Source organism: Candidatus Cryosericum septentrionale (assembly GCF_003570995.1).
GTDB lineage: Bacteria > Caldisericota > Caldisericia > Cryosericales > Cryosericaceae > Cryosericum > Cryosericum septentrionale.
Genome location: NZ_QXIY01000012.1, coordinates 16,974 through 38,848 on the forward strand (window position 1 = coordinate 16,974; position 21,875 = coordinate 38,848).

The 21,875-nt window shown below is 56.9% G+C and carries 19 protein-coding genes and 1 tRNA gene; all 20 read left to right on the plus strand.

From position 1 onward, the window contains the following. Window positions 1-29: 29 nt before the first annotated feature. Window positions 30-114, plus strand: a tRNA-Leu gene (locus SMC1_RS03135). A 14-nt stretch (window positions 115-128) separates the two neighbouring features. Next, window positions 129-1,397 carry a trigger factor gene (locus SMC1_RS03140; RefSeq protein WP_119085349.1) on the plus strand — a complete coding sequence of 423 codons (1,269 nt, stop codon included), beginning with the start codon at window positions 129-131 and terminating at the stop codon, window positions 1,395-1,397. Then, window positions 1,394-2,023 (plus strand): ATP-dependent Clp endopeptidase proteolytic subunit ClpP, encoded by a 630-nt coding sequence (clpP, locus tag SMC1_RS03145; RefSeq protein WP_119085350.1) that lies wholly within the window; start codon window positions 1,394-1,396, stop codon window positions 2,021-2,023. The genes SMC1_RS03140 and clpP overlap by 4 nt, the downstream gene beginning before the upstream one ends. Beyond that, window positions 2,007-3,245, plus strand: a complete 1,239-nt coding sequence (gene clpX / locus SMC1_RS03150) for an ATP-dependent Clp protease ATP-binding subunit ClpX (protein ID WP_119085351.1) — start codon at window positions 2,007-2,009, stop codon at window positions 3,243-3,245. Before clpP ends, clpX begins: the two co-directional genes overlap by 17 nt. A gap of 18 nt (window positions 3,246-3,263) precedes the next feature. Further along, on the plus strand, window positions 3,264-5,627 hold the full coding sequence (lon, locus tag SMC1_RS03155; RefSeq protein WP_119085352.1) for an endopeptidase La: 2,364 nt from the start codon (window positions 3,264-3,266) through the stop codon (window positions 5,625-5,627). A gap of 11 nt (window positions 5,628-5,638) precedes the next feature. Next, complete coding sequence (locus SMC1_RS03160) at window positions 5,639-6,376, plus strand: helix-turn-helix domain-containing protein (protein WP_119085353.1); 738 nt, start codon at window positions 5,639-5,641, stop codon at window positions 6,374-6,376. Window positions 6,377-6,389: 13 nt separating this feature from the next. Next, window positions 6,390-7,721, plus strand: coding sequence for a 30S ribosomal protein S12 methylthiotransferase RimO (gene rimO / locus SMC1_RS03165; RefSeq protein WP_165849174.1), 1,332 nt, complete (start codon window positions 6,390-6,392; stop codon window positions 7,719-7,721). After that, window positions 7,718-8,275, plus strand: a complete 558-nt coding sequence (gene thpR / locus SMC1_RS03170; RefSeq protein WP_119085355.1) for an RNA 2',3'-cyclic phosphodiesterase — start codon at window positions 7,718-7,720, stop codon at window positions 8,273-8,275. Before rimO ends, thpR begins: the two co-directional genes overlap by 4 nt. Before the next feature lie 51 nt (window positions 8,276-8,326). Next, complete coding sequence (gene recA / locus SMC1_RS03175; protein ID WP_165849175.1) at window positions 8,327-9,391, plus strand: recombinase RecA; 1,065 nt, start codon at window positions 8,327-8,329, stop codon at window positions 9,389-9,391. Between the two features lie 76 nt (window positions 9,392-9,467). Then, window positions 9,468-11,018, plus strand: coding sequence for a ribonuclease Y (gene rny, locus SMC1_RS03180; protein ID WP_119085356.1), 1,551 nt, complete (start codon window positions 9,468-9,470; stop codon window positions 11,016-11,018). Further along, entirely contained in the window at window positions 10,987-12,681 is a 1,695-nt protein-coding gene (gene uvrC / locus SMC1_RS03185; RefSeq protein WP_126855155.1) for an excinuclease ABC subunit UvrC, read from the plus strand. Before rny ends, uvrC begins: the two co-directional genes overlap by 32 nt. 17 nt (window positions 12,682-12,698) lie before the next feature. Then, entirely contained in the window at window positions 12,699-13,055 is a 357-nt protein-coding gene (locus tag SMC1_RS03190; RefSeq protein WP_119085358.1) for a phage holin family protein, read from the plus strand. After that, window positions 13,052-13,783, plus strand: a complete 732-nt coding sequence (locus SMC1_RS03195; RefSeq protein ID WP_119085359.1) for a PHP domain-containing protein — start codon at window positions 13,052-13,054, stop codon at window positions 13,781-13,783. The genes SMC1_RS03190 and SMC1_RS03195 overlap by 4 nt, the downstream gene beginning before the upstream one ends. Then, window positions 13,780-15,027 carry a GTPase HflX gene (gene hflX / locus SMC1_RS03200; RefSeq protein WP_119085360.1) on the plus strand — a complete coding sequence of 416 codons (1,248 nt, stop codon included), beginning with the start codon at window positions 13,780-13,782 and terminating at the stop codon, window positions 15,025-15,027. The genes SMC1_RS03195 and hflX overlap by 4 nt, the downstream gene beginning before the upstream one ends. Window positions 15,028-15,186: 159 nt before the next feature. Then, window positions 15,187-16,209 carry a tRNA preQ1(34) S-adenosylmethionine ribosyltransferase-isomerase QueA gene (gene queA, locus SMC1_RS03205; protein WP_119085361.1) on the plus strand — a complete coding sequence of 341 codons (1,023 nt, stop codon included), beginning with the start codon at window positions 15,187-15,189 and terminating at the stop codon, window positions 16,207-16,209. A 9-nt stretch (window positions 16,210-16,218) separates the two neighbouring features. After that, window positions 16,219-17,343 carry a tRNA guanosine(34) transglycosylase Tgt gene (gene tgt / locus SMC1_RS03210; RefSeq protein ID WP_119085362.1) on the plus strand — a complete coding sequence of 375 codons (1,125 nt, stop codon included), beginning with the start codon at window positions 16,219-16,221 and terminating at the stop codon, window positions 17,341-17,343. An 85-nt stretch (window positions 17,344-17,428) separates the two neighbouring features. After that, complete coding sequence (gene secD / locus SMC1_RS03215; RefSeq protein ID WP_119085363.1) at window positions 17,429-18,667, plus strand: protein translocase subunit SecD; 1,239 nt, start codon at window positions 17,429-17,431, stop codon at window positions 18,665-18,667. A gap of 11 nt (window positions 18,668-18,678) precedes the next feature. Then, window positions 18,679-19,605 carry a protein translocase subunit SecF gene (gene secF, locus SMC1_RS03220; RefSeq protein ID WP_119085364.1) on the plus strand — a complete coding sequence of 309 codons (927 nt, stop codon included), beginning with the start codon at window positions 18,679-18,681 and terminating at the stop codon, window positions 19,603-19,605. Window positions 19,606-19,651: 46 nt separating this feature from the next. Then, window positions 19,652-20,164: an adenine phosphoribosyltransferase gene (locus SMC1_RS03225; protein WP_119085365.1), complete on the plus strand. Its 513-nt coding sequence runs from the start codon at window positions 19,652-19,654 to the stop codon at window positions 20,162-20,164. Further along, window positions 20,161-21,875: RelA/SpoT family protein (locus SMC1_RS03230; protein WP_133299406.1), on the plus strand; the 1,715-nt coding region annotated here is incomplete at its 3' end. The genes SMC1_RS03225 and SMC1_RS03230, both read left to right, overlap by 4 nt.

Here is a 21,875-nt window from a genome sequence, read left to right on the forward strand (position 1 = left end):
CAGTTCCCTGCGATGTCAGTAAGTATTCAGCGAGGGTGGCGGAACTGGCAGACGCGCTGGACCTAGGATCCAGTGGGTAATTCCATGCGGGTTCGACTCCCGCCCTTCGCACCAACCTGGAGGAGACCGTGGAATACACCACCACGAACAAGATTGGCAATTCGACCGTACTCTCTGCAACATTCAGTGCCGACGAAGTCTCAACAATGCGCCGCGAGGCGACGCTGGCGATGGCCGGCAAACTCCGCATACCTGGGTTCCGTCCGGGCAAGGCTCCCCTTTCCATTGTCGCCAAATATGTCAGCGATCAGGAGTTGAAGGACGACGTCCTTCAAAAGGCAGCCTCTCAAACCTATGTCGCGTTCCTTAAGGAACACAAGGAGACCGACGCCCTCATTTTTGAGCCCGAACTCGTCGATTCAGTACTGGAAGATGATGCAGCCAAGGGGCTCAAGGTCGACATACGTGTCTTCGAGATGCCCAAGGCAGATCATGATCTGTGGAGCGGCGTGGAGGTTGAAGACGTCCCGACTGACACGACCAAAGCCGTCGAACGCCGCATCAGGGCTCTTGTCGATGCTGTGACCGAGACGTCTCCGAAGGATGGCCCGGCTGCTCAGGGCAATTCCGTCACGGTCACCATCGCGACCGAGAAATCTCAGAATCCTTACCACACGGAGTTCACGGTGGGTGAGGGCGAAGTGGGCAAGGCTTACGAGCCATTCCTTAGTGGAATGAATGTCGGAGAATCGAAGCACTTCAGTGTGCAGATGCAGGAGAGTGCCCTCGAGGGAGACATCACTCTCGACGGTGTTGCTGAGAAACACGTTCCAGAAGTCAACGACGAATTTGCGCGGAGCGTCGGGGCGTTCGACTCCCTCGTGGAGCTTCGGAAGACTCTTGAAGAAGACGAACAGCACAAGGCGGACGAGGCCAGGAAGGACTCGATCTTCAGCCGTGCTATCGAGAGCGCTGCTGAGAAGCGGGGCATCGATTTCCCTGGGTATGTTCGGCGTAACGCGACTCAGGAACGGCTGGGCGAAATCAAGGACAGCCTTGCCCGCAATGGGCTTTCTCTCAACGAGTATCTGAAGTACAATAATATCAGCGCCGAACAGTTGACTCAGGATGTTGAAGCGGACGCTGTCAAAATGCTTCAGCGCGACCTCCTGATGGAGGCAACTGAGAGAGCGTGCGGTATCGTGGCTGGGGACGGAGACATCGAGGCGTATGTGGAATCGCATAAGGAAGAATTGGCCAAGGCAGGTATCGACACGACGACGGAGAATGGGCGCAGGACGATCCGGAACGTTATCGTATGGGAGAATACGCGCAGCCTTATTGTTGGCACAGTTCAGTTGAAGGAGCCCTCAGAGGCCAAGCAGGAGGTACAGTGAGCGTCATTCCATACGTAGTCGAACAGACGGTTCATGGAGAGCGTGGCTACGATATCTACTCCCGGCTGCTGAAGGATCGTATCGTATTTCTCGGCGGAGAGATCGATACACAGGTCTCGAACCTGATCGTCGCCGAAATGCTCTATCTAACCGCCGAAAGCGGCACCAAAGACATCTATCTCTATATCAACAGCGTTGGTGGCGAAGTCACTCCTGGCATGGCGATCTACGATACCATGCAGTACATCAACGCTCCTGTGTCCACCATCTGTCTGGGACAGGCAGCAAGCCTCGCCGCCATTCTTCTTGCTGCCGGACGCAAGGGAAAGAGATTTGCGCTGCCGAACTCGCGTATTATGATCCACCAGCCCTGGGGCGGGGCACAGGGGCAGGCGACGGACATTGAAATTCAGGCCAAGGAGATTCTGCGGATCAAGGAGTCTGTGAGCAACATTCTCGCCTCACATACGGGAAAACCTCTTGAGATTGTGCGAAGAGATACCGAACGAGACTTCTTCATGTCTGCCGAAGAGGCGGTGGAGTATGGCATCGTAGACCAGGTCATCTCTAAGATTGGCGTTGCAGGGGAAGCTGGTCCATTGGGGAAGAATGCCCAGCCACAATAGCGAAGAACCGTCCTGCTCGTTCTGCGGCAAGAAGTCGAGTGAGGTCGGCCTGCTCATCAAGGGACTCGACGGATCGTACATCTGCGACGACTGCATCGAGCGGGGCAACCAGCTCATGCAGCAGTCCAGGCACGAGAGTCATAACATCGATTTCAAGTCGCTGCGCCCCAAGGAAATCTATGCGCGCTTGAACGAGTACGTCATTGGCCAGAATGAGGTCAAGAAGGCACTCGCTGTTGGCGCGTACAACCACTACAAACGCCTGAGAGCCAAGAAGGACTCCAAGGTAGAGATCGAGAAGTCCAACATCCTGCTCACAGGGCCCACGGGGGTCGGCAAGACCTATCTGGCCAGGACTCTCGCCCGCATTCTTGATGTTCCGTTCACCATTGCTGATGCAACGACACTCACTGAGGCGGGCTACGTTGGCGAGGATGTGGAGAACATCCTCCTTGGACTCCTGCAGGCTACGAATTTCGACATCGCTCGGGCTGAGTGTGGCATCGTCTATATCGACGAGATCGACAAGATTGGGCGGAAGTCCGAAAACCCGTCGATCACGCGTGACGTCAGTGGTGAAGGAGTCCAGCAGGCACTGCTCAAGATCGTGGAGGGGACTATTGCCAATGTCCCTCCTCAGGGTGGACGCAAGCATCCTCTTCAGGAGAACATCAAGTTCAACACCCGAGACGTTCTCTTTATTGGGGGTGGGACATTTGACGGACTCGACAATATCAGGAAACTCCGGTCAACTCCGAGGGAGGTTGGGTTCGTTCACGAACCCGCCGACCATGAAGGCAAGAAGCTGCTCAGCGCCGACTTTGTCAAGTTTGGCTTGTTGCCTGAGCTCGTTGGCAGATTCCCTCTGAAACTCGAGCTGCAAGAACTCTCAGTGAGTGATCTGAGGCGGATTTTAGTCGAGCCGAAGAATTCGATCGTCCAGCAGTATCAGGAGCTCTTTGCCATGGACGGGGTCAGCCTGGCATTCACTCAATCCGCACTGGAACGCATAGCCGAAAAAGCGAAAGACATGGGTATGGGAGCCCGTGGTTTAAAAGCTGTAGTCGACCAGCCCATGGTGGATCTGATGTTCGAACTTCCTTCCTTCAAGGGAGTCACGGAGGTAGCCGTGGGAGACGAGTTTTTCTCGGAGTGCCATGAGATCATTACGACGAGAACCGACGGGACGACCGAGCGCATTCCCTTGCAGGAATCCGCCTGATAGGAGAGAACACCATCAATGAGTGAACGTGACTGGGAACTATCTGAAGCGCCACTGATTCCCCTGCGGAACGTGGTGGTTTTTCCATACCATGTCCTTCCCCTCTTTGTGGGCAGGCCAAAATCGTTGAAGAGTATCGAGTCTGCGCTGGCGGGTAATCGCAAGATTGTGCTTGTATGCCAGAAGGACGAGTCGAACGAAGACCCTGGGCTTGCCGATCTCTATGATATCGGCGTCGGTGCTGAGATTCTGCAACTGCTCAAGCTGCCCGATGGGAGCGATCGAGTTCTCGTAGAGGGCGTCCGCAGAGTCCGCATCACAAACGTGCGCTCGGACGACAACGAGATGCTTGTGGCCAGCGTCGAGCCACTACCGGCAGACGAGAAGACGTCAACGGAGCGCCAGGCTCTCATGCGTGTTGTTCTCGACCAGTTTTCCCAGTACGTCGAGTTGTCTAGAAAATTGCCGTCGGAAACGGTGAACAATGTCTCCGGCGTCACGGAGCCCGACAGGTTCGCAGACCTTATTGCGAGCAGCCTTGTGCTCGGGACCGAAGACCGGCAGGCGCTGCTTGCTACACCCGATGCAGAAGAACGACTTCACCGCATCGCCGAACTCCTCGCCAAAGAGATCTATGTACTGGAGCTTGCTCGGAAGATCGAGAGCGACGTGAAAGCCAAGATCGACCAGTCCCAGCGAGAGTACTACCTCCGAGAGCAGGTCAGAGCAATCGAGAAAGAACTCGGTGAAGAGGGTGAGGAGGCCGGCGAGGTAGGAGAGTATCGGCAGAAGCTCGAGAAGATCCATATGCCTGCCTACGCCCGCGACAAGATCGATGAAGAGCTGGCCAGACTTGCGAAAACGCCTGCCATGAGTCCAGAAAGCTCCATCATCAGAACATATCTGGACTGGCTTATCGACCTTCCATGGGACATCAGGACTGCCGACAAGATTAACCTGAAGCGTGCGCGCAAGGTCCTGGACAAGGACCACTATGGGCTTGAAGAGATCAAGGACCGGATACTCGAGTATCTTGCAGTGCGCAAGCTTTCGGACAAGGCCAAGGGTCCGATTCTCTGTTTTGTCGGGCCGCCTGGCGTTGGCAAGACGTCGCTGGGCAAATCCATTGCGGAGACGCTCGACAGAAAGTTCGTACATGTCTCCCTCGGCGGCATTCGGGACGAGGCGGAAGTGCGCGGACATCGCAGAACCTACGTTGGAGCTATGCCAGGGCGCATTATTCAGGGGATCAAGCAGGCAGGCACCAAGAATCCAGTATTCCTTCTGGATGAGATCGACAAGGTTGGAGCGGACTTCCGGGGCGACCCGACAGCTGCTCTGCTCGAGGCGCTCGACCCAGAACAGAATACCCAGTTCAGTGACCACTATATCGAAATCCCGTTTGACCTTTCTGAGGTCCTGTTCCTGACGACGGCGAATGTGTCGGAGACGATTCCATCTGCTCTCCTCGACCGCATGGAGGTCATTTCCCTGCCTGGATACACGGACGAGGAGAAACAGCAGATAGCCCGGCGTTTCCTCCTTCCTAAGGCAATGCAGCAGCATGGACTGAAGCAGGAAGACCTTGCGATCGATGACCGTGCCGTGCTGGCGATTATCCAGCAGTACACGCGGGAAGCCGGAGTACGGGGACTCGAGCGCTCGCTTGTCAGGATATGCCGCAAGGTAGCCAGAGCGAAGGTCGAGGAGAAGAAGTTGTTTGCAGGCGCCACCGTTCACGCGGATAACCTTGCGGCCTACCTGGACCTAGCCCCGTACTCTTACACGAGTCTTATCAAGGAAGCGCGTGTAGGAGTCGCGTGCGGTCTTGTTGTGACCCAGTACGGTGGCGACACTGTCTATGTCGAGTCCACGCGCATGGACGGCAAAGGCAATCTTCAACTCACGGGCCAACTCGGTGATGTGATGAAGGAATCGGCCCAGGCTGCGCTCAGCTATATCCGTACGCATGCTATCGACATTGGGCTGGACCCCCATTTCATTGAGAAGACGGATCTGCACGTGCATGTTCCGGAAGGCGCGGTCCCGAAGGAAGGGCCATCTGCCGGCGTCACAATGGCAACAGCTATGGTCTCGGCTCTCACGGGCCGAAAAGTGCGTTCAGACATAGCGATGACTGGTGAGATTACACTTCGCGGGCAGGTGCTGCCTGTTGGCGGCATCAAGGCAAAGGTGCTCAGCGCGTACCGCGCGGGGATCAGGAAGCTGATCCTTCCCGAGGAGAACCGTCGCGACACGAGCAAGATCTCGCCCGACATCAGCAAGAAGCTTCAGTTTATCTTTGTCAACGACATTGCGCAGGTGCTTGACAAGGCTCTCCTGCCGGCCGGAACAGCAAGCGGTTCCAAGCGTCGGCGCTAGGAAGGGGCAGGATGGATCGCCAACAGGTCGGAACAGCTCTTCGGGAAAAGCGAACGTCGCTTGAATTGTCGCTTGAAGATGTCGCTCGCGCAACTCTGCTGCGCAAGTCCGTGCTTGAATCCCTGGAAGCGGGCGGTCCACCGGAACCGAACGGGTTCTTCAAGTCATACGCACGTCGCTACGCTGAGTATCTTGGGCTGAACGGCGACGACGTTGTTGCGGCGTTCGGGAGTTCGTCTGCCACCGTGGCCGTGGACGTTGACACGGTGACTGCGCAACCCGCGAAGCTTGGTCATTCTACGACAACTGTTCCAGCATACAGGAAGAAGCGCAGCCTTGTTCCCACTGTTCTGATCGTAGTAGTAGCTCTGGTGGCTGCCGTCGTTCTGCTTTGGAGGCCGTGGGCGGCAACGCCCGTCGTGCCAGGAGGGCAGACCGGGCCGTCGAGTACGCCGTCCGTGCCTGCAACGCCTTCGATGCCAGGTGCCACGCCGCAGGGGGCGATAACGCTCAGATTCGCGTCGACGACTCAACGTGCATGGCTAGAGATCACAGTGGACGGGAGCGTCGTCTTTTCCGGAGTCCTGAGTCCGGGAGACAGCACGCAGGCTACAGGGAACCATGTTGTCGTCAACTTTGGCAATGCCATGTATACACAGGTGACGGCAAATGGTGTTGACCAGGGAGTCGCCTCTCCTGACAAGACGGTCATGACCCTTGAGTATGGTTCGCCAGCGCATACACCGTAGGCCTCGAGTCTGCATGGTCAGTCTCGGGTGTGCAAAGAACCTGGCTGACAGCGAGGCGATGCTTGGGCAGGTCGTTGCGGCAGAACCAACCGCTCTGGTCTGTGCCGAGCCTCAGGACGCCGATGTTGTTGTCATTAACACATGTGGCTTCCTGGGAGCGGCTCGTGATGAGGCTGACGAGACACTTGATGCCGTCGAGCGCCTGCGGGCTGAAGGGCATGTTGTACGAATTGTGGCGGTAGGGTGCTATCCACAGTTGTGGAGGGAGCAAGTTCTGAAGCGACATCCAAGATTGGACGCCGTCATGGGAGTGGACGCGATGTACCAGAAAGCGTTCTGGGAGAGCCTGCTGAAGCAGGTCCCACCTTCAGGAGTTGAGCAACCTGTTGACCTGGATGCCATGCGGGCGTTCCAGGCGCCACGCCTTCTGAGCGGGAGCGGCTCCTATGCCTACCTCAAGATAGCGGATGGGTGCTCGCAGCGTTGTACCTACTGCACGATACCCGGGATCAAGGGGCCTCTCATTAGTCGCTCCGCTGAAGTGATTCTCCGTGAGGCGGAACAGCTGGTACAGGCTAGCGCGACCGAGCTCATCCTTGTTTCGCAAAACACGAGTGCCTATGGCATGGATCTGAGTCCCGAACATCGTCCGCAGCTTGCAGCTCTCCTTCGTGAGCTCGATCAACTGCCGGGTGTCAGAATTCTGCGCGTGTTGTATCTCTACCCTACTCTGGTGACTCAGGAACTCCTTGAGGTGATTGGTGGTTCGCGCCACATTGCCCACTACGTCGACATTCCCTTGCAGCATACGGATCCAGCTATTCTGAAGGCCATGGGACGCCCTTGGGCGGCCGGATCGGCAGCGCATGTGGTCGACCGTGTTCGACGGATCATCCCGAATGCAGGGATCCGGAGTACCTTTATCGTCGGGTTCCCTGGGGAGACCGAAGAGCAGTTCCAATGCCTGCTTGCCGATCTCCGTGTGCTTCGACTGGATCATGCATCAGCATTCGCCTACTCGAGGGAAGCCTTGGCGATATCCTCACGGTTCCCGGACCAGGTGCATGGATCAACGAAGCGCCGCCGGCTGCGTGAGTTCATGGAGGTCCAGCAGGAAATCTCCTCTTCCATCAATGAGGTTCGATACCTGGGCAGAGACGTCGAGGTCATTGTCGATGGAGCGACTCGCTCAGGGATCTACGGCAGGACTCTACTTGATGCGCCCGACGTCGACAACACCGTTGTAGTACGAACCGGTCACAAGACACAACCTGCACTAGGCGATATTTGCCGGGCACGTATCACGACGGTGGCCCCCTACGACCTTGACGGCATCCTCCTGTGAGAGCGTTTGTCGCTATCCCTCTGCCAAGCAGCTTCACTGACTGGCTGCGGACCTATAGGACTATCTTCGCTTCAACTGTTCCAAGGCTCAGACTGGTTCCCGTTGCCTCCTGCCACATCACGCTGCGGTTTCTGGGGGAGCTTCTGGATGAGCAAATCGATGACGCAGTAGAACGTCTGTCGCTTTTGGCGATGCCAGAGACCAGTGTCGTGTTGGACAGGTTCGGCGTATTTCGCCGGGACGGGCATCCCACCGTTCTGTGGATCGGGCCAGGCGTCGTCTCCCAGGCTCTCACTAGTCTGGCGGCGAAGATCGATCTCTCCTTGTCTGGGTTGGGTTCCAACGGTCGGACAGAGCGTTTCGCGCCGCATGTGACGCTGGGTCGGTTCGCACCTGGTACGCGTGATGACGAGGTTGCAGCCATTCAGGCAGGGTCTGCAGAACCATGTGTCGTTCCCGTCACGGACATTGTTCTCTACGAGAGCGTCATGGGACAGGGTCATCCGGTGTACATTGCCCGCGCTTCGGTGCGGCTTGCGCCATTTGCCGAATAGAGAGACTGAATTATACTGAACTGCAAGGCTCACACCAAACGTGGAGGCTGTATGGAAAACGGAAAGATGACCGACAAGGTACCGAAGAACGAGGCCGCCGACAGAGTAGCCGATCGTGACAAGGCTCTCGCAGTTGCTATGTCTCAGATAGAGAAGCAGTTTGGGAAGGGTTCAGTCATGAAGCTTGGCGATCGCTCAGACAGGGCGTTGGTCCCTGCCATCTCGACCGGGAGCCTTTCCCTTGATGCCGCGCTCGGCATCGGCGGGCTTCCACGTGGCAGGATCGTCGAGATCTATGGTCCGGAGGGAGGAGGCAAGACCACTCTTGGTCTCCAGGCAATTGCCGAGGCACAGAAGGCGGGGGGCAGGGCGGCGTTCATCGACACTGAGCATGCTCTTGACCCCGCGTACGCCCGCAACATCGGAGTCGACGTAGACGAGCTGATCATCTCACAGCCTGACTATGCCGAGCAAGCTCTGGAGATAGCCGACATGCTTGTTCAATCAGGTGGTTTGGACGTGTTTGTTCTTGATTCTGTGGCTGCGCTTGTACCGAGAGTTGAACTCGAAGGCATGATGGGGGATCAGTTCGTGGGACTTCAGGCGCGTCTCATGTCCCAGGCTCTGCGCAAACTTGCAGGTGTCCTGAGCAAGTCACAGACGTGTGCTATCTTCATTAACCAGTTGCGCGAGAAGATTGGCGTCACGTATGGGAATCCGGAGGTCACCCCAGGTGGGCGTGCTCTGAAGTTCTACTCATCCGTGAGGCTGGAAGTGCGTCGCGTCGAGAGTATCACCGAGGGCGACGCGGTCATTGGCAACAAGGTGAAGGTAAAGGTTGTCAAGAACAAGATGGCACCGCCCTATCGGGTGGCGCAGTTTGACATCATTTTCGGCAAGGGTATCCAGACGTTCGGCGAGGTCGTAGACTTGGCCGTGCAGTTCGACATCATCGAGAAGAGCGGGTCGTGGTATGCCTACGGCGGCACACGGCTTGCCCAGGGACGCGACAATGCTGCGGCCTACCTCAAGGAGCACCCAGACATCATGGCCGAGATAAAAGGCAAGGTCCGCGACAAGCTTTCGCCTCAAGCGGATCCCGTCCCCACAGACTAGTTCGGCAGGGTTCCTTGAAGGCACTTCGGTCGGCGTTGGCCGGACCGGAGTCATACACACTAAGGATGGTAGATACATGCCTGGAATAAACGGGATCATCTCCTCCGCGATATACGCGGGGATGCTGATTCTTGGTATTGTCATAGGTCTCCTCATCGAAGGATACATCGCCAGGAACCGTGTCGAGTCAGCGCGTGAGCTCGTACGCAAGATGGAACAGGAAGCGCGTTCGAGTATCGAGGCCGAGAATGCCAAGAACAGGCTCAAGCTCCAAGAAGAACTGGAAGAGAAGAAAAACAGTCTGGAGAACAAGTTCGTTGCCCGCCAGACAGAGCTGCAGAAGACGGAGCATCGTCTGATCCAGAAAGAGACCTTTCTTGATCATCGCGTTGAACAGGTGGAGCAGAAAGACAGAGATCTTGACGCAGCACAAGAGAAGCTTCGCAGCAAGACGGAGGTCCTCGAGGGTCAGCGAGTTGCTGCGGAAGCTGAATTGCAGCGCATCGCGCAACTGAATCCCGAGGAGGCCCGGACGATCGTTCTGGACCGAGCCGAGAAGGACACGAGGTCTCGTGTCGCCAAGATGGTAGGCGAGGTGGTGCACGAAGCTCAGCTTCAGGCTGATGCCAAGGCAGCTGAGGTCATTGCTTCGTCTATCCAGAAGATTGCCACTGACTACGTGGGTGAGTCTACGATCAGCGTTGTTCCTCTCCCCTCCGAAGACTGGAAGGGACGCATCATTGGCCGGGAAGGCCGGAATATCAGGGCTTTCGAGACCCTGACCGGTGTGGACCTCCTGATCGATGATACGCCGGAAGCCGTCACCTTGTCCGCGTTCAACCCGATTCGACGGGAAGTAGCGCGGATTGCCCTGGAACGGCTGGTTGCTGACGGGCGCATTCACCCGGCGCATATCGAACAATTCGTCGAGGAAGCAGAACACCAGATGGACGAGCGAGTTTTCAGTGAAGGGCAGCAGGCCGCAAATCATGTCGGCATTGCTGGCCTCTCCGACGAAATCACTCGCCTGATTGGCCGTCTGAAGTACCGCACCAGCTATGGTCAGAACGTCCTCGCGCATTCGGTGGAGGCGGCTTTCATAGCAGCCAACATCGCGTCTGAGCTGAAACTGCCTGCCGGACCAGCAAAGCGGGCGGGGTTCCTTCACGACATCGGCAAGGCTGTCGACTATGAAGTCGAAGGGCCACACGCGCTCATCGGGTCGGACATCCTGAACAAGTCTGGCGAATCCGGGGACATCGTTCATGCTGTCGCCGCACATCATGCCGACATTCCCATGGAGACCGTTCTTGACGTCATCGTGCACGTCGCTGACGCTCTCTCTGCATCGAGACCGGGCGCTCGCCGTGAGAGCGTTGAAAGCTATATCAAGCGCCTGGAGAAACTGGAGTCTATTGCGAACTCGATACCAGGAATCAAGAAGTCCTATGCCATACAGGCGGGGCGCGAGCTCCGAATTCTTGTGGAACCCGATGAAGTTGACGAGTCCCTGGCAGCAAAGATCGCCATGGATGTTGCTCGCAAGGTGGAGCTGGAAGTCTCGTACCCGGGGCAGATCAAGGTGACCGTTGTTCGTGAGACCAGATATTCCGACTACGCCAAATAGCGCTCTCAACGGCCTGGATACTGCATATAGACTGCCTTTCAAGAAGGATTCTCTCGGTAAACTCCCGGCTATGCCGGGGGTTTACGTCATACGGGATTCTTCTGACCGTATCATCTATGTCGGCAAAGCGAAGAATCTCCGCAAGAGAGTCGAGTCGTATTTTAGAAATGACCTGAACCCGAAAACAAGATCGATGGTGGGCAATGCCCGTTTCTTCAGTTTCATCACGGCGGGACACGAGGACCAGGCCCTGGTGCTCGAGTCGAACTTCATCAAGCGCTACAAGCCCCACTACAATATCCAGCTCATCGACGGCAAGTCGTATCCCCTTATCGAGTTGACGGGAGAGGCCTTTCCGATCCTCAGGAAAACCCGACGCGTGAGGACGGCCAGAAGCCGCTACTTCGGTCCATATCCGAAGTCTGGACTGCTGAATCTTGGGCTTGACAGCCTGAGACATGCGTTTCCAGTCAGAACGTGTCATCGACGAATCGATCCGGTGAAACCTACCAAGCCGTGCCTTGATTTTGATCTAGGCCTCTGTCTGGCGCCGTGTGGAAACAGATGTTCCCAAGATGAGTATGCCGAGGTGGTCCAGAACCTGTCGGAATTCCTAAACGGCAAGATGCGCACGTTGCTGAGGCAGCTCGAGAACAGCATGGATCAAGCGTCTCGGTCGCAGCAGTACGAGTGGGCGGTACGCTACCGGGACTCCTACCTTGCGCTGAAGGGACTGTTTGAGCGGTACGCCGTGTTCGCGCCCCGGGCGCGAGACATGGATGTCTTCGCGTTTTATCAACAGGGGAATCTTGTTGCCGTTGTCCGGCAAGCGCTTCGCGAGGGAAGGCTGATCGCCTCCACAGAGTTCATCTATGACCTGAAAGGCAAGGAGGCACTCGATGCAGTCATGCGGGCGGACCTCATCATTGATTTCTACCACCGGTTTCGTGTAGCTGCTCCGGCCCGGATAGCTGTCGACGCTTTGGGCGCCGAAGCGACAATTGTGCGCGAGCGGCTGCGGGAGGCGCTTGGGGTCGCAATTTCCTTGGCATCGCCACGTTCGACGGAGACCTCGCGTCTCCTGCGCTTCGCAGTTGAGAACGCGGAACAGAAACTGATTGCCTCGACACGGGCGAGTGACATCCCTGCGCAGTTGTCCGTCCTGAAGGCGGTATTGGATCTTGCCCACATGCCGGTGCGTATCGAGGGCTACGACGTATCGAACATCTCAGGAAAGGACGCTACCGTTTCCATGGTCGTTTTTGTGGCCGGCAAACCGGCAAAGGATCAGTACAGGCTGTTCAACATGCGCTCCCTGGATATGCCGAACGATCCGGCAATGCTGGCAGAGGCTCTTACTCGACGCTTCGCGAGATGGAACGACATTACTTTCGGTGATCCTGCGAATCTCCTGCTGATCGACGGTGGGCTTTCGCAACTGGGAGCCGTATGTGCTGTGCGCGACAATGCTGGTGTGAATGTGCCTGTTGTGGGCATTGCCAAGAAGGAAGAACTCCTGTACCGCGAAGGAACACCGGAACCGGTACGGCTCTCACATGATTCCGCCGCTTTGCTGTTGCTCATGGCGGTTCGGGACGAAGCTCATCGCTTTGGCAAGCGAGAGTTTCACAAACGCCACGAACGTCCTCTGAAGCACCGCTGATTTCGAAAGGAGACCTTATGAACCTCATCATTCGTCTGTTGCTGAATGCTTCGGTTTTTCTGCTCGTCAGCCGGGTGGTTCCCGGATTCGAGGTTGCCTCGCTATGGACGGCGTTATGGGCCGCACTCATCTTTGGGTTCGTGAACGCTCTCATTCGCCCGATCTTGCTCGCCATAAGCCTTCCACTGAGCATTCTGAGTCTTGGATTGTTCACGCTTGTCATCGACGCGGCGGTCATGGCCCTGACAGCATGGCTGGTCCCGGGCTTTGACGTGCATGGATTCCTGGCGGCGCTCATCGGGTGGGTGCTCGTGTCCTTCGGGAGCATGATTGTTTCATCTTTACTCAGAGAGAACGAAGGGAAGCGGAAATGAGTCCACAGATGCTTGGCGACTTCCACGTCCATACCGTCTTCTCGGGACATGCGTTCTCCACACTTCAGGAAGTAGTTGTTGCAGCACAGCAGCGTGGCCTGAAGTATCTTGCCATTACGGATCATGGGCCTGCGCGCCCGGACGGACCCAAGTTGGATTACTTCAAGAATCTTAACAGACAGGACACTCTGCGGCGCTTGCCCGGGATCAGGGTGCTCATAGGAGTCGAAGCCAACATCATTGATCCCTGGGGCGATCTGGACATGCCCGAGAAGTTGCTGCATGAGCTCGACATCGTCATTGCCGGGTTCCACAATTCCACAGGATATGGGGGCTCGTCGGTTTCGGAGAACACGGGAGCCCTTGTCAAGGCTATCGAGAGAAACCGGATAACGGTCGTGGCTCATATCGGTGACCGCCGTTTTCCATATCCGGTAGATCTCGAAGAGTCGATTGCGGCCGCAGCAGCAAAGGGAGTGCTTGTCGAGCTGAACGAGTCGGCGCTTCATCCGTGGAAGGACGTCAACGTTGCTCACTACGAGCGCGTCCTGGAGCTCCTCGGCAAGTACCATGCCCCGATCCTGATGAGCTCGGATTCGCACATCTCCTACAGCGTAGGCATTGTGTCGGAGTGCGAGAGGCTTCTGGTTGCACACGGCATCGATCCAGCTTCTACGGTGAACTACTCGGAAGAACTGATTCAGAAGTACCTAGTCCCGCGGTCATGAGCGGCGAAGGCATCGCGCGAACGGCGGTCATTGTAAGCGTTCGGAGGATCGGCGAGATCGTCGATCCTGACCGCCCAGAAGAAACGCGGCAGCTGGCCGAAGGCCTCGGAGTGGAAGTACTCGAGTCCAAAACTTATGTGCAACGGATCCCTCAGCGTTTCCTCCTTGGCAAGGGGCAGGTCGAAGAGCTGCATGAGCTGCTGCAGGCCCTCAGGGCCGATCTCGTCATTTTCGACTCTGAGCTTACGCCTCTGCAGTATCGCCATATGATCGACCATCTGGAGAGTTCCGTCATGGACCGAGCCAGACTCATCCTGGAGACATTCGCCTCTCAGGCTCACACGGCCGAGGCAAGGAAGCGCGTCCAGATTGCTGAGCGTCTCTTCGAGCTCACGCAGCTGCGGGCGATGAACGCAGGGTATGACCAGCAGGCAGGCTATATCGGCATGCGCGGGCCAGGCGAGACCCTGTTTCAGAAGCGCCGCAGAGCAAAGAGATCGGAGATCCACGATCTTCGTGAAGAGGTGAAGGAAGTCGATACGCGGTATGCCATCAAGACGCACACTCGGCAGGAATCGGCGATTGCGAAGATAGCTGTGGTAGGGTACACGAATGCCGGCAAGAGCACGATGATCAACCTGCTGGCGGGGTCCGAGCTGCTGGTCGAGGACAGGCTCTTTGCCACACTGGACACAGCGGCAAGACCAGCTCACTTCGGACGCCAGTCCACTATACTCATCGATACGGTCGGCTTCATCCGGGACCTGCCGGAATCACTGATGGATTCGTTTCGTTCGACTCTCGAGGAAGCTCGTGATGCGGACCTTCTGCTGCACGTTGTCGATGCCGGCGTGCGAGACCTGCACGAGCGTGTTCACGTGGTCAACACCGTTCTGGCACGCATTGGCTGCGCCGACATCCCCCGGGTGCTGATCTTTAACAAGATCGATACCGTCGATCAGGCCAGGCGGGAGAGTGTTCTCCTCATCGGGACAGGGTTCTTGGTCTCCGCTGCAACTCTCGAGGGTATCGATCGACTCAAGGACCACATTGCAGAAGTCCTGCTCCGTCGCGTTGTGCACGGGCGATACGCTATCCCGTTCACTGAGCCGGGAGCGCGAGCTGAAGTCTATGCCGGCGCAGTTGTCCTGAATGAGAGACTCACCGCGCGGAGCTGGATCATCGAAGCAGCCGGCGCAGCCCCCGGCGCTCGTCTCCCTCAGCGTTTCTTGCGAAAGGATTGACCAGCAGCCACTCAGTTCTCCGGAACCATCATGTGAATGCCTGCGAGCCCCGGCTCTATTGGCAACGGGAGCTGCATCCATATAATAGACTCTGTCGAACTGGAGCCGGATGCATGACGTCGGCGCACAGCGGCGTGGAGCCAAGGAGTTGTGCAAAGCGTGAATATACGGGACTTCGACTACGAGCTGCCAGAGGCGCTGATTGCCCAGACGCCTCTTGAACAGCGCGACCTTGCACGTCTCATGGTCGTGGACCGAGCGGCCGGGACGATCGAGCACGGACTGTTTCGCGATCTTCTTTCGTACCTTCGTCCTCATGATGTCATCGTTGTCAACGATACGCGCGTCAATGAGGCCAGTTTCAGCTGCCGTAAGGACAGCACGGGCGCAATGATCGACGTCCTGCTGACCGGGCGGCGTTCGCCGACGAGATTCCAGGCACTGGTCAGGCCATTGAAGCGCCTTCACACGGGGGAGACGTGCACTGTTACGTCTGACGTTAGCCTGCGGCTGCTGGAGCGCAACGACGACGGTGACGCGATGCTCGAGTTCTCTCGTGATCCATACACCAGTGAAGAATTCCGGGCCATAGCACGTGTTCAGATTCCACCCTACATCAAGCAGTTTCCCCGTGATCCTGGAGCCTATCAGACCGTTTATGCCCGCGAGCCAGGATCGGTCGCGGCACCGACCGCAGGGCTACATTTCACGGCGGAGCTGCTGGACAGCGTGAGAGGTCTGGGTGTCGACATCGAGCACGTTACACTCGATGTCGGGCTGGGAACGTTTCAGCCGGTCCGCGTCGACACCGTCGAAGACCACCACATGCATACCGAGCGGTTCACGCTGCCTGAGGAAACGGCAAGGGCCGTCAACGCAGCTCGCGCAAACCACGCGGCCGTGACTGCCATCGGCACGACGGTCGCCAGGACACTCGAGTCATGCATCAACCCGGACGGGACCGTCAGAGCAGGCAGCGGACAGACCAGCATCTTCATCTATCCTCCTCATGAGTTCCACGGATTCGACCATCTGGTCACGAACTTTCATCTCCCGAAATCGACCCTGCTGATGCTCGTTGGGGCGTATATGGGCATGGAGCTCATGTGGAAAGCATATCATGAGGCGATCAGTGAGCGATACCGTTTCTTCAGCTTTGGCGATGCCATGCTGATCCTCTAGGCAGCTGACATGGCCATATTCGAAACGACCTGCCAGAGCTCCTCGGGACGCGAACGCACGGGGATCCTGACGACTGCGCATGGCACCGTGAGAACGCCTGTTTTCATGCCTGTCGGCACACAGGCGACCATCAAGGGGCTTACCCCAGAACAGGTGGCGGAGATCGGGTTCGAGATCATTCTCTCGAACACCTACCACCTCTATCTCCAGCCAGGAGACGACGTCGTGCGTGAAGCGGGCGGCCTCCATCGGTTCATGCACTGGGACCGGAGTATCCTTACGGACAGCGGTGGTTTCCAGGCGATGAGTCTCTCCCGAATCAGCAAGAAAAGCGATGAGGGCATCGAGTTCCAGTCATTCATTGACGGCTCGAGGCACATGTTCACGCCTGAGGGCGTCGTCGCCATACAGAAGAACCTGGACTCCGACGTGGTCATGCCCTTGGACATCTGCACACAGTATCCCTCAGAGCGTGCTGTGGCGGAAAAGGACCTTGCACGGACTGTCTCCTGGTTTGGGCGGGCGAAGAAGGCAATAGGCGAGTCGCATCAACTGCTGTTCGGGATCACGCAGGGTGGCTTCTATGGCGACCTGAGAGAGGAGTCGACCGAACGCATCATGGAGCTGGAGCCGCAGGGGTTTGCCATAGGAGGTCTCAGCATAGGCGAGGAGCGTCAGTTGACCATGGACATGCTGGATCACAGCCTGCTTCATGCCCCCGACGATCGTCCAAGGTATTTCATGGGACTGGGCGATCCGATCGGGATTCTGGAGATCATTAGCCGCGGTGTCGACATGTTCGACTGTGTTCTGCCCACGAGGGTAGCTCGCAATCAGATGGTCTTCACCCGGGGTGGCGTGGTCAAGATCTCCAAGAAGATCTACGAACGAGACTTCCGCCCTATCGACGAAGACTGTTCATGCTACATGTGTCGCAACTACACCCGGGCATATCTGCGGCATCTGTTCAAGGCGAACGAGATGCTCGCGGGAACGCTTGCGACCATTCACAACCTCCAGTTCCTTCAGACGATGATTGGCGAAATCCGAGATGCGATTGCGGCCGGCACCTTTGGCGAGTACAAGCGCGCATTCATCGAGCGGTACACGGCATCGTCCGACAGGGCATGGTGAGCGTCTCGCAGTGCTCATTGCTGCATTGACACTGAGTCCTATTTGATGTACATTTGATGTGTTGTCGAAACGAGGAGGAACCATAATGCGGTCGAAAGTAACAGCAAGCCTTATTCTTGTGATTGTCGTGGCTATCGTCGCTGGTGTGATCAACTACCAGGGATTGATTGCCAAGAACACGAAGCTGGTCCCGAAGCTGGGGCTTGATCTCAGAGGCGGCGTGCGCATCGTGCTCGAGGGGCAGGACACGGAGTCGGCAAAGGCGACCAACGACGCGATCAACGCGGCGGTCAGCGTCATCGACAAGCGGGTTAACGCTCTCGGAGTCAGCGAGGCGGTCGTCGTTCGTGAGGGCGCCAACTCAAAACGTATCATGGTAGAGCTTCCTGGTTGGGAGGATCCTGAACGCGCCAAGCAGCTCATTGGCAAGACCGCGCTGCTTGAGTTCAAGACGGAGGACGGAAAGGTTGTCGTGAATGGTTCCAACCTCAAGACCGCCCAGCTTATCTTCAGCCAAGCGCAGGAGAGTCTGGGAGAACCCCAGATCTCGTTTGAGCTGGACGCAGCGGGTACTACTGCGTTCGCTGCCGCAACTCAGGCGAATATCGGGAAGAAGATCACCATCTACCTTGACAGCCAAGTTCTGATGAGCCCGACAGTCGAAGTCGCGATCACGGACGGCAAGGGCGTCATCAGCGGAGGATTCACGGCTGAGCAGGCCAGCAACGACGCACTATTGCTGAAGAGTGGATCACTTCCTGTCAAACTGGTTACGCTCTCCGAAGAAGTCGTTGGACCTTCGCTCGGCAGTGTTTTTGTCCACCGCAGTGCGTTGGCGGCAGTGATTGCCTTTCTCCTCGTCGTCATCTGGATGTTCCTCATGTACCGCTATCTAGGTCTCGTCTCCGGCATTGCTCTTGTCGTCTACGCCGATATTCTCATGGCTACCTATCTCGTACTACATGCAACACTCTCGCTGCCCGCCATCGGTGGCGCAATCCTGTCCATCGGAATGGCAGTGGATGCCAACTGTATCATCTTCGAGCGTATTCGTGAAGAACTTGGGATGAAGAAAACCGTCAAGAGCGCAATTGGGGCTGGCTTCTCCCGGGCATTCCGCGCGGTGTTTGACTCCAACCTGACCGTGCTCGTGGGCACCGTGTTCCTGTTTTACTTCGGTAGCGGCACCGTGCGCGGATTTGCCGTGACGCTTGCTCTCGGTGTTCTCGCCAGCATGTTCACGGCTGTGTTTGCCAGCCATATGCTGGTCGACCTCCTGCTCACTCCTGGCATTGCCAAGAACAGCAGGAAATTCCTCGGTTAGGCGGTGCAGCTATGACATTCAGAGAGAGAATCCTGACGTGGGACATCATTGGCAAGACACATACGTGGTTCACTGCGTCATCTATCATTATTGCGATTGGCATCGTGGCCATGGTTGTCAATATGGTTAGCTTCGGGTCGCCGCTGAAGTTTGGCATTGACTTCATAGGCGGAACAGTCATCAACGCATCCTTCGAGAAAGCTCCTGATGAGGCAGTTGTCCGCGACATACTTTCAGCCAATGGCTACAGTAACGTTACGGTCCAGCGGGCTGGAGCAAAGGGCATTACGATGAAGGTGGAGACAAGTGAGATTGACCCCGCTGTCAGTGGGAAGATCATCAGTGACATTGTCGCGAAGTATGGCGCCGTTGATACAGCCACCGAGGAAATCACCTCCATAGCACCAGTCATCGGGCGTGACCTCCTACGTCGATCCAGCTTGGCATTAGTCCTTTCGCTGCTGTTTACCTTGCTCTATATCACGATTCGTTTCAAATTCTCATTCGGTCTTGCAACGATCCTTGGCATGGTACACGACATCTTCGTTGCCCTCGGCATCCTGGCCGTTTTCCGGGTTCCCCTCAACGCACCCTTTGTTGGCGCTTTCCTAGCGATCATTACCTACTCCGTGCAGGATGGTGTCGTGGTCATGGACCGCATCCGCGAGAAGTTGCGATATCGGGCGAAAGAACCTTTCGATAAGCTTGCAAACGCTGCGGTCACAGAGACGTGGATGCGGTCGTTCAACACGTCCTTTACGACGTTTCTCGCCGTGCTGGTTCTGTTTATAATGGGCGGAGCTCCAATTCGTGACTTCTCGACAACACTGTTGGTGGGTATCATCTCTGGAACCTACTCCTCTATCTATATTTCTACGCCTCTGCTGGTGCTGTGGGTGCAGGGTAGAGAGAAGGCAGCTGCTTTGCAGAAGGCATAATGCTTCCAGGGCTCCCAGTTGACAAAGGACAATGCAGGGAGGCACAATGAACCTGAGAGATTTCATACGCGACATACCTGATTTTCCTCAGAAGGGGATTGTGTTCAGGGACCTGACGCCACTCATGGGCGATGCCGACGCGTTTGCATTTGCGGTCGACGAGCTGGCGAAGCAGTTCAGAACGGACCGCATTGACAAGATAGTCGGGGTGGAAGCGAGGGGTTTCATCATCGGTGCTGCGCTGGCCTACGCGCTGCATGTCGGTTTTGTGCCGGCCCGTAAGCCGGGGAAACTTCCCTACAAATCGGTTCGGAAGGAATACGAGCTCGAGTACGGCGTGTCGATCCTTGAGATGCATGAGGATGCCATGAAGCCCGGCGAGCGCGTGCTCATCGTCGACGACCTGTTGGCGACGGGTGGCACCGTCAGCGCTACTGCCGACCTCGTCCAGTCATTGGGCGGCGACATTGTCGCGTATGCGTTTCTGGTGACTCTGAAGGACCTCGGCGGAGTCAGCAAGCTGAGTGGTGGAAGGGTTGTCTCGTTGCTTGACCTTTGAAGCTTGACACTGAGTTTGACGTCGACGAGGAGTTTGAGACTCTCATAGCGACGCTTCGAGGCTGGCTCTCGCCAGAGGAGGTCGGTCTGGTTGAGCGAGCGTTCGTGTTTGCGCGCCAGAGGCATGGGGATCAGAAACGTGCTTCTGGCGCTCCCTATATGCTCCATCCGGTCAAAGCCGCACTGGTGCTGGCCGGTTATCGTCTGGATGCTGAGACCTACGCCGCCTGCCTGCTGCATGATGTCCTGGAGGACACCCAGACGACGGGCAAGGAGCTGGAGGACGGATTTGGCTCCAAGGTCGCCTCATTGGTGGAGGGTGTCACCAAGCTCCACGGGCTGAACTATCTGTCCCGCGAGGAAAACAACCTCGAGAACGTCCGCAAGATCCTCCTTGCCATGGCTGCAGACCTGCGGGTGGTCCTGATCAAGCTTGCCGATCGGCTGCACAACATGCGGACGTTGCAGTATTTAAGCGAGGACAAGCAACAGCGTATTGCCCAGGAGACCATGGAGATCTACGTTCCTCTCGCTCACCGGCTTGGGATATACGAGCTCAAGTGGGAGATGGAGGACCTCGCATTCCGCTACCTGAACCCCGATGAGTACCGGAGACTGGCTGGACTTGTTGCTGCCAAGCGGGTTGAACGGGAAGCGTTTGTGAAGGATACGATCGACCAGATCGACCATTTCCTCGAAGAAAAGGATATCCATGCTCAGGTCTCGGGCCGGCCGAAGAATCTGTACAGTATCTACCGCAAGATGGTCCAGCAAGGCAAGACATTCGACGAGATCTACGATCTCACTGCAGTGCGGATTCTTGTCAACACGATCCCAGAGTGCTACCTCGTTCTGGGATACGTGCACGAGGCATTCACTGTCGTTCCCGGTCGAGTGAAGGACTACATCGCTCTTCCGAAGCCGAATGGCTACCAGTCGCTGCACACGACCGTGATGGGCTCCAATGGAGAACCGCTGGAGATCCAGATCCGGACCAAGCGCATGCACGAAGTCGATGAGATGGGCGTGGCTGCCCACTGGAAGTACAAGGAAGGCAAGGCGGCCGATCTGGTCGATTCGGAGCGGTTCGCCTGGCTGCGCCAGATGGTAGACTGGCAGCGAGATGTCCGCAGCAGTGGAGAGTTCGTGGAGCGAGTCAAGGTCGATGTGTTTACGGATGAGGTCCTCGTCTTCACGCCGAAAGGGGACGTCATCAATCTGCCTGTTGGCTCCACTCCTGTGGATTTTGCGTATCACATCCATACGGACGTAGGCAACAACTTGGTTGGAGCCAAAGTCAACGATCGCATCGTTCCTATCGATACGGAGCTGGTGACTGGAGACCGTGTGCAGATAATTACCTCGCGGAATTCCGGAGGGCCGAAGTCAGACTGGCTGAAGTTTGTCAAGGCAGCCTCGACAAAGGGGCATATCCGGGCATATCTGCGGAAGAAGGAACTGGAGCATTCAACCCCCGAGAGGCCCATTGTGGAGGTGCGCCCGCGCACGGTCGCGACGCGCCCGTCGCTGTCGCGCCAGCGGATTGCGGCAGACAGTGGCTTTCACATCGTCGTTCGAGGTGACGCGACGCTCCCGATTATCATGGCCGCATGTTGCAGTCCTTCATATCCTGATGAGATTCTCGGTTACGTGACGCGGGGCAGAGGCGTCACGATTCACAGGGTCGATTGCGCCAATATTCCATCGCTAGC